This window comes from Limnobacter sp. G6BE5S, assembly GCF_058448965.1.
Genome location: NZ_JBZFLM010000003.1, coordinates 383176 through 396067, shown reverse-complemented (window position 1 = coordinate 396067; position 12892 = coordinate 383176). Strand labels below are relative to the sequence as shown.

Genomic DNA, 12892 nt, shown 5'->3' with positions numbered 1-12892 from the left:
ACTGCGAGAGCCCGGCATGGGCTCCCATCTTCCTTGCAATTATAACAAGCCTGCGCTTTTCGCTGCAGCCTCGAGGCCTTTGTAGTTTTCGGGCTTGGTGTCGATGTAACGTGTGGCCCGGTTCAATTTCAGGATTTCAGCATGTTCAGGTACGGCTGGATCCAGGTCAAACAAGGCTTTCTGGATTTTATTGCGCAAATCAGCCCGCATGTCGGCGTGCACAGTCCAGTTGTAGTTGTAGTACGGTGGCGTGGTGTAAAACACATTCACAGCATTGGTGTCGACCTTATTGGAGTCCACAAATTTTTTCCATACCGTAATGTCGAGCGCCGCAGCATCCACTTTGCCGCTCACAACAGAGGCAATCGTTGCATCGTGCGCACCGGAATAGGCAACCCGTTTGAATGCTGTTTCAGGTTCCAGGCCGGCTTCGAGCAGGAAATTGCGGGGCATCAAGTGGCCCGAGGTGCTGCTTTGGGAGCCGAAAGACACTTGTTTGCCTTTCATGTCTTGAAGGGATTTGATGCCGGAATCTGTTTTGGCAATGAAGACCGACTGAAATTTGGTGTCTTCAACACGCTGGGCGATCGGAATAACCTTTCCGCCAGAACGACGTGATGCTTGAATGTGTGTAAAGCCGCCCAACCAAACCAGGTCAACTTTTTTGTTGGCCAGTGCTTCAACAGCAGCAGGGTAGTCGCTGACCGGTGTGAATTCGACCTTCATACCGATTGCCTTGGACAGGTAATTGGCCAGTGGCTCAAATTTACGAATCTGCTCGGTGGCTGCTTCTTCGGGAATGGTGGAAACTTTCAGAGTCTGCTCGGCGTGTGCGGAGACGGAAAAGCCAGCGGCCAGTGCAATGGCTGCCACAGAGAATAGACGACGTGAAACGGATATTGCTGAACTTTTCATGAGTACCTCGTTATATAGAACGATTGGAAGAAAACTCGAAAATTGATGATCGCACAAACAATTCGGTTTTTAACTGTGAAATGTTTGTACGGTTGTTTTTTTAACTTTTAGCTGCCCAGTTTTCCAGCGGCCTGAACTTCGGCCGCCTGTTCTTCCCCGGTTTTATAGTGGGGTACCCGGATCACCAAGCGCTTTGCGCGTTGGATAAAGCTGTTGTTGCCGTTGACTTCCTGGGCCCAGTAATCGTCGGCCAAAGCGATGTTCTTATCAAGCTCAAGTTCGAAGGCGGCTTGTGAAACGAATCCACCGAAAATGTAGGTTTTTCCGTCGACCACTTTGAAGTCGGCTGCATTGCCGCCCCATGGGATGCCGAACATAATCCCGTTGGCGCAATAGCCGCCGTACTGGGGAATGTATTTGGTGGGTTCTGCGTCAAACAAGGCTTTGTGGTCGGCGCTTGAGAAATGAAAATCCACTTCCTGGTAAGTGCTGCTGAACTCGGGCTTGCCCTGGACATAAGCGTTTTGAGTGATGTATGCCACCACGTCGGCACCAAACAGCATGACGCGGTCATCTCCGGCCACTTCAGCTGCATTCACCGGGCTCAATTTGGTAGAGGGGTTTTGCGCCGTCATTGCGGTACAACCGCTCAAGCCCAACAACAAACTGCCCGTAATTAAAAGTTTGTGTGTGCGTGTCAAAGTCAAAATACTTCTCCTGTTTGTTTGAATCGATTTGGTGTTTTAACTGACTGGTTTGCCTGCAAACAGTTCCGTCGGCAATTTGTCTGCATCAATGACTTGTTCCCGCAAATCTTCAAGATATGGTGCAGGCCAACCCAGCAGGGCGCTGGCCTGCTCGCAGCGCTGGCGCAAGTCGCGCGGGTTTTCTCCACCCAGGTGAACAATGCCGTAACGGTAGCTGCGCAGCCATTTGAAGTCGCGGTGCAGTTCTTTGGTGTCTTTGGGGTACTCAAACAGCAAGGCATCGGGAAATGCTTTGCGGAAGGCCGCTTTTTGCACAAAACCGGGAAATGGTACAGCGGCTTTGGGATTGAAGGAGCGGTAAACAAAGCTGGCTGTAGCGCCGGCTGTGGGCACTGCGCGGGTCAGTGTTGCAGGGTCAATACCGTGTGCCAGCGCAAATGCAATTTCGTGCAGGTCGATGCCGTCGACACGCAAATACAAATCCGAGAATTGCGAGGCCATGCGGGGGTTGAACTCGATCACCGTGATTTTGTCGGTGGCTTCGTCATGGAAAAATTCCATGTTGAACAATCCGTGATCAAAGCCCACAGCATTCAGAAAACGTCGTGCCACGTCGGCTGCTCGCGCCTGCACGTCTGCCTGCAACCTGCTGGGGTATTCAAAACGCATGAAGGCGTCGGTGTTCGGGTACATCACCTCGTCAACCACGCCAAGCGGGCGAACATCACCCTGCCAGACATAGCCATCCAGGTTGTATTGTCGACCGCGCATGGGGGCTTCCAGCATCATGCTGTGCGCGGTTCCGGCTTCTGGCAGTCGCTTTTTTGCAATACGTTCGAAGGGCTCCACCAAATGCTTGATCACCCACAGCTCCCAGGGGCCAAAGCGGGTGTGGGCGTGCAGTTCCTCGGCATTCTTGACCTGTCGCGACAGCACCGAGAACGCGGCTTTTACCGGTTTTACAAATTGCGGATAGTCAATGCCTTGGGGCACAGGCCCGCCATATGCCGCGTCAAGCCTGGCAAATGGCAAGTTGGCCTCGGGGGCTACTTGCTGCAACACCTTGCGGGCGTACAACTTGTGTTGACAGGCCAGAATGGCGTTCACAGGTGTGCCCGGCCACCCCATTTTCTCGGCAAGTAAGGCTGCACAAAGCGCGCCAAACTGCTCATGGTTCGAGGCCACTGCTTTGGCACCGTGCAATTTGGCGAACACGGCCGCTTTGGCTACAAATCGTTCGGTGTCAAACCAGGCCAAGCGCGCATTACTCGGGAAACTGAATAAATCAAAACCAGATACCACGCTGGGCCACTGGGTTCGAAGCCGGTTTGCACCTTGCTCATCCCAGTCGTAGTTGAACAGCAGCAGTGTTTTTGGATGAGGCATGTGAATAGCAAGTAGGGTTAGCGTTTGATGTCGTTAAGCGACCAGTCGTACTCTGTATACGCAACAGGAAGTGATTTGGATGCGAGTTTATCCACTATTTCCGAGTCCGCTGACATCTCCCTGGCCCATTTTGCAAATACATCCTTCACTTCATTGAACCCCTGGTGACCCTTTTCGAAGTCTTCGGCGAACCACTTGAAAATAGGGCTGATCTGAAGTTCGCCGTTCTTCACCCGGTTGCGGCTTGGATCACCTAAAAAGCGGCGCATGCCGTCGTCAAGTTGTGCATTCAGTTTTGTGGCTGTAAACGCTTCGTTGCGCAAAGCGGGGCAGCCCAGGCTGGCGCAGTTTACCGCAGCATGCACTCTGGGTTCCTTGTATTTGGGGCGCAGTTGTTCGTGTTCAATCCAGTCCAGGTGGCGCTTTTGACCCAGCAGCGTAAAAAACTCCTGTTTCCATGGGCTGCTGAATACGCCGCCAATGTCTTTGATGGATTTGATTTTGGGGTATTTGGTCAAAATCAGCTCAATGGTAAAACCGTTGTAGGCATTGATTAAAAAAGCCATTTGCTGGTTTTTCGAAAAGCTGTTGAACTCGGTTTGGCCAACGGCAGACCAGTCGTTTAATAGCGCTTTCAAGGCCTGCCGGTCTTTCTGAAATCCTGCGTAATCAACGGCAGTTTGCTTGTTGTCGGGTAGCCATTTCACATGTTTGGCCAGCAGGTTGTTCCAGGCTGAGTAGTTGTGGTCAAACTCGGCGGCAAAGCTGGTGCTGCTCAGTGACAGGGCAAAAGTCAGTAACAATGTTTTAACAAATTTAAGCATGGCGAATCAATGGCACCGTTATTTGGAATTGAGTGTGTTTAGCGTATTCGCTCGGTACGGCAATTTGGTTACACTACCGCAGATTCGTCAATTCATTTGGAGTTGCCATGCCCGCTGTGCCGGTCACCATTGCCATGTTGTTGATCAGCAATATTTTCATGACGTTTGCGTGGTATGCCCATTTGAAAGACATGAGCCAGAAACCATGGATTATTGCGGCATTGGTGAGTTGGGGAATTGCCTTGTTTGAATACCTGTTCCAGGTGCCTGCCAACCGGATCGGATACACCGTGTTGTCTGTGGGGCAGCTGAAAGTGATGCAGGAAATCATCACCTTGACCGTGTTTGTGCCTTTTGCTGTGTTCTACATGAAAGAACCGTTGAAGCTGGATTACTTGTGGGCCGGTTTCTGCCTGGTGGGTGCGGCCTACTTTATTTTCCGTGACAAGTTGTAAGGCCTGCTCGGCATTTAAAGCACTTTTTGATCAAACTGCGCCATGAAATGTTCAATCGCTTCGGTAAACCGGTGGCCTTGGCCCCCTTTTTCCGCGGCCTGAATGCGGCCTGCAGATTGTTGTTCCAGTTGACCTGGCAAGTCCTCCTCAGTGGATTGAACAATGACAGGAGTGTGTTCGCAATAATCGAGCAGGAATCGGGCGGTGTTTTCTGCTTTGGAGTCACTCACATTCAGGTCGGAAATCAACAACTGGCAACCGCCGTGCGAGGCTTTTAACTGCGACAGGCTTCTGAAGTATTTCACCTCGACCCGGTCTGCGAGTAGACGTGTCAAATGCGTTTCCAGAAGAAAACGGTGCATTTCAAAGTCTTCGAGGCAGAAAATTACAGGTTTCATGCGTTTATAGAATTCAGGCGGTAACATTTGTATCGTACGAGAAATGCTTCCGGGGTGAGAAATCGAGCGAATTCTCATCCCTCACAATGGGGTTGTTGCGCAGGAGAAGTTGAATGCTTGTCGATGTATTTTTCTTTGTGGCCGGTCTAGTTCTGTTGGTGCTTGGTGCCAATGTGCTTGTGCGCGGCGCTTCGAATTTGGCTTTCTCGTTTGGTATCTCACCATTGGTGGTGGGGTTGACTGTTGTGGCCTTTGGTACAAGCGCGCCTGAAATTGCTGTTTCAGTTGGTGCTGTCATCGCAGGTACTACAGACATCGCCATCGGAAACGTGGTGGGCAGCAATATTTTCAATGTGCTTTTCATTTTGGGCTTAAGCGCCTTGATTACCCCTTTGGTGGTTAATCTTCAATTGATCCGCCAAGAGGTGCCCATCATGATTGGTGCCTCTGTGCTTTTGCTTTTGTTAAGTCTGGACGGGCAACTGTCCTGGAGTGATGGCGGTATTCTCGCCGTGCTCATGGTGGCTTATACCGCGTTTCTCATTATTCAGTCGCGAACTCAGGTCAAAGAAGCCCAGGCAGAATTTGAAGAAGAATTACACCCGGCTGATCAAGGCAGTTGGGATTCCAGATTGCCCGTGCAGTTGGGACTGATTGCGTTGGGTCTGGTTTTGCTGGTGTTGGGTTCGGAGTGGTTGGTGGGTTCCGCTGTTGTGTTTGCGAAGGCCATGGGGGTTAGTGATGTGGTGATTGCGTTGACCATTGTGTCTGCCGGTACCTCCATGCCCGAGGTGGCGACCTCGATTGCTGCGGCACTGAAGGGCGAACGCGACATTGCCGTGGGCAACGTGGTGGGCAGTTCTACATTCAATATTTTTGCGTGCTTGGGTATTTCAAGTTTGGTGGCCGCACCGCTTGGCTTGCAAGTCGCGCCTTCGCTGTTGGCGTTCGACATGTGGGTGCTTTTGGCGGTGGCGTTTGCCTGTTTGCCTATTTTTCTGAGCGGGCGGGAAATTGCACGTTGGGAGGGTGGCGTGTTTTTGGCCTACTACACCGCTTATGTGGTTTACCTGATTCTGGATGCGCAGGGCCATGATGCACTTGAGTTGTATTCAAACACCATGCTCAGTTTTGTGGTGCCAATTACGGTGATCACTTTGGTGGTCAGCCTGCTGCGCAGAAAAAGCGGTGTTGGCGGCAATTCAAACGCTTGAATTCGCCCCGTTTAGCAGCATTGATCACAAGATCCGGGTACTTACGCCCCCTTGTTTAAAGGCGTAAATTGGTATCGTGTATTGACCTGCAGTACAGCTTGATCAGGAGAAGGCTTTGAAAATAGGCCCCGCCGTTGTTGCAGTTGGTTTGTGCGTGTTTACTTTGGGCAATGTGGCCCACGCTGCGAACACTGAGAGTGATTTGCCTGTTTGGCTTCAAGAACGTTTTGAGCCAGTGCATTACGACTTGACTGAAATGGTTGATGACACGGCACGCGGCATCGACCAGTTTTTTGGTACGGAAGACAGCCTGTTTGTAGAAAACCAATCTTTTCTTCGCGTTGCGCTGGACACCCGGCTTCAGCCCGGGGAGTCCAAGATCGATCCCAGCGTTCGTTTCCGGGTGGACTTGCCCACGACCAAAAAGCGATTGCGCCTGATTATTGAAAGTGACATTGAAGAGCCCCTGAGCCGACTTTCGGAGCAGGGCGTCCGCGAGGTGCGCGGTGGCGAACGATTCAGCACCAACAATTCCGCCGTTGGCCTGGAGCAGCGTTCTTCAAAGGACCCAACCAAAGCATGGGTTCAAGGCTTGGGTTTGGGTGTGAAATTTGGTACACCACTTGACCCTTATGTGCGTTATTCCGCCCTGCGGCAGTGGAATTTCAGCGAGAGCAAATGGCAAATCAATTCTTCAAGCCGGGTGACCCAGTTCAATCAGCGCGGCTTGCAGGTGCGAACAAATTTTGATGTCAACAAGCCGCTCGACGAGAAAAACACCTTACGCTTTCAGACCTATGCCGAGTACGAGGAAAGGCGTGATTCCACCGTGTTTTCTCAAACCGCAGAAATTAACAAGGTGCTGGATTCACGCACTGCCTTGCGTTACGCCCTGATTGTTGTGGGTGAAGACCGTGGCGAGAACACGATTAAGGATTATATTTTGCAGGCTCACTACCGCCGAGATATTCACAAGAATGTTTTGTTCATGGACATCATTCCGGAAATTCATTTTCCAACCGAAGGCAATCGCGATCCCTATGTGGCCTTGACCTTCCGTCTGGAGGCATTCTTCCGGGGCAACTTCAGCCGCTCCCTATGACCCGTTCGGTTCTACAATTGCAGCGAGACAACTTGCTGCTCAGCGCTTTGGTTGACGGTCCTGAACAGGGCGCTGTTGCCATGCTTGTACATGGTTTTCCTGATACACCACACAGCTGGAACGGCGTGGCCGAAGGGTTGGTGCAGGCAGGCTACCAAGTGGTGCGACCCTGGCTTCGCGGGTACACGCCGGGCTCGGTAAATCCTGATGCGGCTTACGATCCGTTCAATGCCGGGCTGGACCTGTTGGCGTGGCGTGCAAAATTTGAAGGCCGTGATGTTCACCTGGTCGGGCACGATTGGGGTGCTGTGGCCGCAATGGCCGCCGCTGCCACCGATGCGCAGGCCTGGAAATCACTGAGCCTGTTGGCCATACCACCGTTTCAAAAAGTGGAGCGAGCCTGGCGTTTAATGCCCCGGCAACTCAGGCAATCGGCTTACATGCTTGAAATGCAATCGAGCAATGCGCCAGCCAAATTGTTGGTCAACCAGTTTGGTCGAATTCGCGCACTGTGGAACAGTTGGTCACCGGGATGGAAGTATTCAGAAGCCGAGATTCAAGCGGTATTTGACGTATTTTCGAATTCAGGCGTGGCTTGGGCTGCAACAAGGTACTACCGTTCCTTGTTCACCTTGCATCGCGCTGCGACCCGTTCAATTTACGCCTTGTCCAGAAAGCCGCTCGCTGTGCCAACCCTGGTCATGGCCGGTGAAAACGATGGTTGCATGCAAGCGGCATTGCTGCCTGCCATGGTAGAGCCCCAATGTTTTCCGAAAGGCGTTCGAACGTGTACCCTGTCCGAATGTGGCCATTTTCTTCAGGCCGAGCGGCCCGATGCGGTGTTGAAAGAACTTCTTGCGCATCTTCGTGGTCAAGATAGAATTCATTGAATCGATTTTAAAGCAGTACGCCCATGCCCTCCGTTTTTGCACTGTTTGCCTTTGTGTTGTTGGTTGTCGGAGGTTATGGCTATATCAACCAACCTGAACAGGTACCGCCCTGGAATCAGGTTATCCCAGGCTTCGCATTTTCGCCTTACCAGGCTGGGCAAAGCCCCATCGACAACATCGAACCCAAGGTTGAGGACATTAATCGGGACCTGTCCTTGCTGGCCGGTAAAACGCTTGCCATTCGAACCTACACAGTGGCCGGTATTTTTGGCGAAATTCCTGCACTGGCCAAAACGCACAACATCAATGTCGCCTTGGGTGCATGGTTAAGCCCCGATCTGCAGGCCAATGAAAAAGAACTGGATCGCTTGCTCAGCGTTGCACACAGCCCACCCTACAATGTGGTGCGCCTGATCGCAGGCAACGAGGCCTTGCTTCGTGAGGACCTGAACCTGACTCAAATGATTGCCTACCTCGACAAGGTACGCAGTGCAACAGACATACCGGTGAGCACGGCTGAGCCCTGGCATGTGTGGTTGAAAAACCCGGAACTGGCTGAGCATGTTGATTACCTTGCGGTTCACCTGCTGCCCTTCTGGGAAGGCATTGCGCTGGACAATGCCGTGGACTTTTCAATCAACACCTACCAACGTTTGCAGGAGGCTTTCCCGGGTAAACCGATTGTGGTCACCGAGGTGGGTTGGCCCAGTAACGGACGTTCAATCAAACAGGCGGATGCATCGCAGGCCAACCAGGCCAAATTTCTGCGTCGTTTCATTCCGCGCGCCGAACAAGAGCACATGGTGTTTTATGTGATGGAGGCGTTTGACCAACCGTGGAAATCTGACATTGAAGGCAGCGTGGGTGGGCACTGGGGGGTGTTCGATTCATTCCGTGAGCCGAAGTTTGAGCCAGACCGCCCGATTATTGCGATACCGCAATGGAAGTTGTTGGCCGCTGCATCGATTGTGGTGGCTTTGATGATGACTTTTCTGCTGCTGATTGACAGCAGAACCCTGCGAGACAGTGGGCGCACATTTTTGATTTTCAATGCCTTCGTTATTTCGTCCTTGATCATTTATGTCATTTACGACTTCACCCTGCAGTACCACACCTGGGTCAGTGTGGCCATTTCCGTGTTTTTGTTGTTGGGTGTGGTGGGCGTTTTTGTCATTGTGATGTCGGAGGCCCATGAGTGGGCTGAGGCCATGTGGTACACCAGTCGACGCAGATTGCTGACCTTGCCCACGCGCACCGATTCACACAGTTCAGTGGTCACCAAGTACCGGCCATTCGTGTCTGTGCATGTGCCGGCTTATGAAGAGCCACCTGAGATGTTGATCGACACCTTGAATGCTTTGGCCAGGTTGGATTACCCGAATTTTGAGGTAATCGTGGTGGACAACAACACGAAAGACGATGATACCTGGCGCCCTGTGCAGGCGCATTGCCAGTTGTTGGGTGAGCGCTTCCGTTTCTTTCACGTAAAACCCTTGAGCGGTTACAAGGCGGGAGCCTTGAATTACGCGCTGGAAAGAACCTGCCCGCATGCAGAAGTGGTGGCGGTGATTGATGCAGACTACAAAGTGCAGCCACACTGGTTAAGCGATTTGGCGCCACAGTTCGAAAAACCCGAGATTGCGATCGTACAGGCGCCGCAAGATTACCGCGACGGTGCAGACAGTGCATTCAAGTCGTTGTGTTATGCGGAGTACAAGGGTTTTTTCCATTTGGGCATGGTCACTCGCAATGAGCGAAATGCCATTATTCAACACGGCACCATGACCATGGTTCGCCGGTCTGTGTTGGAGAAGGTTGGCTGCTGGGGCGTGAGTACCATTACTGAGGACACTGAGCTGGGTTTGCGAATTTTTGAGCAAGGCCACGAGGCAGTGTATATCGACCAAAGTTATGGACACGGCCTGATTCCCGACACATTCACGGATTACAAAAAACAGCGACACCGCTGGGCCTACGGTGCCATGCAAATTTTGCGTGAACACGCAGGCCAGCTTCTGGGTTTTCGGCGCAGCAGTCTGACTGCAGGTCAGCGGTATCACTTTGTGTCAGGTTGGCTGCCCTGGGTGGCAGACGGTCTCAATCTGGTTTTCACGCTGTTGGCGATTGTGTGGTCTGGTTTAATGCTTTTTGACCCATTGACATTCAATGCACCGCCGCTGCTGATCAGTGTTGTGCCAATCATGTTCTTTTTATTCAAAATCACCAAACTGTTCACCTTGTATTTGGTGCAAGTCAAAGCCAGTTTCCGAACAGCCTTTGCAGCCACCCTGGCCGGGCTGTCTTTGAGCTATGCCATTGGGCGGGCCACCTTGTCGGGTTTGTTTGTTGGCCGTAAAATCCCGTTCATTCGCACACCCAAAATGGCCAACCGAATGGCCATTCTTTATGCCATGAATGCTGCCCGCGATGAATCTGTTTTGGCGTTTGTGTTGTTGTGTGCGGTAGGGGTGATTTATTTTCAATTGGGTTTCGATTCCAAAGAAAACCTGGCCTGGTGCCTGGTTCTGGTGTCCCAGAGTTTGCCCTTCGTAGCGGCGTTCGTCGTTTCCTTACTCAGTGCTGCGCCCACACGGGCCGCGGCGCACAATGAAGTTGGTGTAAAGCAGTCATGAGTTCAACAGATACCGCACTGCGAGGTGGCTTGGGCCTGGGCGTTGGCACAAGCGCGGAAGTTTCAAAATGGCGTTTCAGTGGTCAGGTGTTGCTGGCCCTGGTCTTTTTAAATTCCACGCTTTGTTTTTCAGCCATTTGGCCCACGGTCTATGTATTGCCCGACCTTGGTGTGTCTTCCGAGTTCGTGTGTTTGCTCATGCTGTTGTCGGCATGGGTGGCCGTGTTTGGCAAGCCCACCCTTCGGGCGTTGAGCATTGTTTCGGCAATTTACTTGTTGATGGCGGTGGGGCATTACGCCGATGTCGTGGTGCCCAATTTGTTGGGGCGCCCCGTCAACCTTTACTGGGATGTACCCCAGCTTCCCCGTTTTGTTTGGGTCACTGTTCAAGGTTTGCCTGTGTGGCTTACCGCCTTGGTTGTGCTGTTGACCTGCGCAGTCGTGTGGGCTTATTACCGTTTGTTGGTAATGGCGATGAACACAGTGAGCAAGGCGGTTCAGCCTGTGGCAAAAACCCCGTGGCTGTGGAGTGCGCTGTTGTTGGCTGGCGTCATTGTGATCGCCAATTACTCGGAAAACCCGGACGAACCCACATTTGTTTCCAAAGCAGTGGTGCCCGTGTACTGGAAAGAAGCCTTAAAGCTGCGCGATATTTTGATACCTTCCCGGGCCGCACAACTTTTGCCCGCCAGCACGGTGATTGACGAGGCCTTGGCCAAAACAGATGCACCCGTGTTGGGTGCATTGAACAAACGCGATGTGCACATGATATTTCTTGAAACGTATGGCGCCGTGTTGTATGACCAAAAGGACTCGTCGGCCGCGGTCGCTCAAACCCGTGCACAGCTTGAAAAGTCCATACTGGCCAGTGGCCGCAATGTGGTGTCCGCGTTTTATGTGTCGCCAACTATTGGCGGTGCCAGTGACCTGGCTCATTTGTCGGTGTTGTCTGGTATCGATCTGAAAGATTCGCGCAAGCACGACGTACTTCTGACCACCGAACGCCCAACCTTACTGGACGTGTTCGAACGTGATGGTTATGAAACATTTGGTTTGTACCATTCAGTGGGGTGGGAATGGGTTGAGCGCGCCTTTTACAGCTTTGATCAATACATTGATGGCCCAGCCTTGAACTACCAAGGCCCTGCATTTGGCTTTTGGAAAATTCCTGACCAGTTTGCTGCCGCCCGGGTTGATCAGCTGTACCCACGTGATCAATCGGCCAAGCCTCGCTTCACTTTTTTCCCCACAATTTCCAGCCATTTCCCGTTTCATCAAGTGCCGCCTTACCAGTCCGACTGGAAAAAATTACTGGGCCCACAACCGTTTGATGCCGCCGAAGCTGCACGCGCGCAAGCCGAGCCCGTGAACTGGGAGTACATGAAGCCAGATTACCTGCGCACGATTAACTACACCAACACGTGGCTGGCGGGTTACTTCAGTCAGCCCGAGCCCAGAGAAACCGTGTATGTCATGATCGGCGATCACCAGCCCACAGGCAGCGTGTCCCGAGAGCCCACGCCCTGGGATGTACCTGTTTTTATCGTGTCGAAAGACAGTCGCTTGCTGGATCGTTTCAGGGCGATGGGTTTCACCAATGGATTGACGCCTCAGAAACGAGTACCCTTGGGGACATTGAATGAGCTGACTGCCGTCTTGCTGAAAGGCTTCGGCAGTTGAATTCGTGAAATGCCTCAACAAGGAGAAAGCAATGGGATTAAGAATCAATGATGTGGTGCCTAACCTAAGCCTGGAAACAGATCAGGGAAAATTCATGCTGCACGATTTCATCGGCGACAGCTGGACCATTTTGTTTAGTCACCCCAAAGACTTCACGCCTGTGTGCACCACCGAGTTTGGTGCAGTGGCCCAGTTGGCCGAGGAATGGAAAAAGCGCGGAACCAAAGTCATCGGTCTTTCGGTGGATGGCGTGGAGGAGCACACGCATTGGAAAGGTGATATCGAGAAGTTTTCTGGCGCAAAAGCGTCATTTCCGATTATTGCGGACAAGTCGCTTGAAGTATCCAAAGCACTGGACATGCTGCCTGCCAATGCATATTTGCCCGATGGTCGCACTGCCGCAGACTCTGCCAGCGTGCGCGTGGTGTTTATTTTCAGCCCAGACAAGAAAATGCAGTTGTCCATGACTTACCCCATGTCGGTGGGCCGAAATTTTGCGGAAGTGTTGCGTGCACTGGATGCACTCCAGACTACTTATGGCAAGCCAATTGCCACACCGGCCAACTGGCTGCAAGGGCAGGATGTGATCGTGGCCTTGTCGCTGAACAATGAACAGGCCACTGAGAAATTTGGCGAAATTGACATTAAGCTGCCGTACCTGCGCACCACGAAAATGCCGGCGCAGTGAT

General features: G+C 52.2%; 12 protein-coding genes. 7 read left to right on the top strand and 5 right to left on the bottom strand.

Going from position 1 to position 12892, the window contains the following annotated elements:
* Nucleotides 1-39: 39 nt before the first annotated feature.
* The 4 genes from ACVL1J_RS07560 to ACVL1J_RS07545 form a co-directional block, all read right to left on the bottom strand.
* Complete coding sequence (locus tag ACVL1J_RS07560; protein WP_341237544.1) at nucleotides 40-915, bottom strand: putative selenate ABC transporter substrate-binding protein; 876 nt, start codon at nucleotides 913-915, stop codon at nucleotides 40-42.
* Between the two features lie 107 nt (nucleotides 916-1022).
* Nucleotides 1023-1622 carry a YHS domain-containing (seleno)protein gene (locus ACVL1J_RS07555; RefSeq protein WP_159568828.1) on the bottom strand — a complete coding sequence of 200 codons (600 nt, stop codon included), beginning with the start codon at nucleotides 1620-1622 and terminating at the stop codon, nucleotides 1023-1025.
* A gap of 36 nt (nucleotides 1623-1658) precedes the next feature.
* On the bottom strand, nucleotides 1659-3008 hold the full coding sequence (locus ACVL1J_RS07550; RefSeq protein ID WP_159568827.1) for an ATP-grasp domain-containing protein: 1350 nt from the start codon (nucleotides 3006-3008) through the stop codon (nucleotides 1659-1661).
* A 17-nt stretch (nucleotides 3009-3025) separates the two neighbouring features.
* Nucleotides 3026-3832 carry a DUF547 domain-containing protein gene (locus ACVL1J_RS07545; RefSeq protein ID WP_341237543.1) on the bottom strand — a complete coding sequence of 269 codons (807 nt, stop codon included), beginning with the start codon at nucleotides 3830-3832 and terminating at the stop codon, nucleotides 3026-3028.
* 107 nt (nucleotides 3833-3939) lie between these two features.
* Here ACVL1J_RS07545 and ACVL1J_RS07540 point away from each other — a divergent pair, with 107 nt between their 5' ends.
* Complete coding sequence (locus ACVL1J_RS07540) at nucleotides 3940-4287, top strand: DMT family protein (RefSeq protein WP_159568825.1); 348 nt, start codon at nucleotides 3940-3942, stop codon at nucleotides 4285-4287.
* A 14-nt stretch (nucleotides 4288-4301) separates the two neighbouring features.
* Here the strand turns inward: ACVL1J_RS07540 and ACVL1J_RS07535 are convergent, their stop codons facing one another.
* The gene (locus ACVL1J_RS07535; RefSeq protein ID WP_491665255.1) at nucleotides 4302-4685 is read right to left on the bottom strand and encodes a hypothetical protein; all 384 of its coding nucleotides are present in this window, start codon (nucleotides 4683-4685) and stop codon (nucleotides 4302-4304) included.
* Nucleotides 4686-4798: 113 nt separating this feature from the next.
* On the opposite strand from ACVL1J_RS07535, the gene ACVL1J_RS07530 reads away from it, so the two are divergent.
* The 6 genes from ACVL1J_RS07530 (at nucleotide 4799) to ACVL1J_RS07505 (ending at nucleotide 12891) form a co-directional block, all read left to right on the top strand.
* A complete protein-coding gene (locus ACVL1J_RS07530; protein ID WP_341237542.1) occupies nucleotides 4799-5899 on the top strand; it encodes a calcium/sodium antiporter in 1101 nt (366 codons plus the stop codon).
* Between the two features lie 115 nt (nucleotides 5900-6014).
* The gene (locus ACVL1J_RS07525) at nucleotides 6015-7001 is read left to right on the top strand and encodes a hypothetical protein (protein ID WP_341237541.1); all 987 of its coding nucleotides are present in this window, start codon (nucleotides 6015-6017) and stop codon (nucleotides 6999-7001) included.
* Nucleotides 6998-7891, top strand: coding sequence for an alpha/beta fold hydrolase (locus ACVL1J_RS07520; protein ID WP_491665254.1), 894 nt, complete (start codon nucleotides 6998-7000; stop codon nucleotides 7889-7891). Before ACVL1J_RS07525 ends, ACVL1J_RS07520 begins: the two co-directional genes overlap by 4 nt.
* 23 nt (nucleotides 7892-7914) lie before the next feature.
* Nucleotides 7915-10524, top strand: a complete 2610-nt coding sequence (locus tag ACVL1J_RS07515) for a glycosyltransferase (RefSeq protein WP_491665253.1) — start codon at nucleotides 7915-7917, stop codon at nucleotides 10522-10524.
* Nucleotides 10521-12203: a sulfatase-like hydrolase/transferase gene (locus ACVL1J_RS07510; protein WP_491665252.1), complete on the top strand. Its 1683-nt coding sequence runs from the start codon at nucleotides 10521-10523 to the stop codon at nucleotides 12201-12203. Before ACVL1J_RS07515 ends, ACVL1J_RS07510 begins: the two co-directional genes overlap by 4 nt.
* A gap of 31 nt (nucleotides 12204-12234) precedes the next feature.
* Entirely contained in the window at nucleotides 12235-12891 is a 657-nt protein-coding gene (locus ACVL1J_RS07505; protein ID WP_491665251.1) for a peroxiredoxin, read from the top strand.
* Nucleotide 12892 lies beyond the last annotated feature (1 nt).

Bases quoted from the DNA above. Each gene is read 5' to 3' on its own strand.
- ACVL1J_RS07560 (WP_341237544.1), bottom strand. From the start codon at position 915: ATGAAAAGTTCAGCAATATCCGTTTCACGTCGTCTATTCTCTGTGGCA.
- ACVL1J_RS07550 (WP_159568827.1), bottom strand. From the start codon at position 3,008: ATGCCTCATCCAAAAACACTGCTGCTGTTCAACTACGACTGGGATGAG.
- ACVL1J_RS07545 (WP_341237543.1), bottom strand. From the start codon at position 3,832: ATGCTTAAATTTGTTAAAACATTGTTACTGACTTTTGCCCTGTCACTG.
- ACVL1J_RS07540 (WP_159568825.1), top strand. From the start codon at position 3,940: ATGCCCGCTGTGCCGGTCACCATTGCCATGTTGTTGATCAGCAATATT.
- ACVL1J_RS07535 (WP_491665255.1), bottom strand. From the start codon at position 4,685: ATGAAACCTGTAATTTTCTGCCTCGAAGACTTTGAAATGCACCGTTTT.
- ACVL1J_RS07530 (WP_341237542.1), top strand. From the start codon at position 4,799: ATGCTTGTCGATGTATTTTTCTTTGTGGCCGGTCTAGTTCTGTTGGTG.
- ACVL1J_RS07520 (WP_491665254.1), top strand. From the start codon at position 6,998: ATGACCCGTTCGGTTCTACAATTGCAGCGAGACAACTTGCTGCTCAGC.
- ACVL1J_RS07515 (WP_491665253.1), top strand. From the start codon at position 7,915: ATGCCCTCCGTTTTTGCACTGTTTGCCTTTGTGTTGTTGGTTGTCGGA.
- ACVL1J_RS07510 (WP_491665252.1), top strand. From the start codon at position 10,521: ATGAGTTCAACAGATACCGCACTGCGAGGTGGCTTGGGCCTGGGCGTT.
- ACVL1J_RS07505 (WP_491665251.1), top strand. From the start codon at position 12,235: ATGGGATTAAGAATCAATGATGTGGTGCCTAACCTAAGCCTGGAAACA.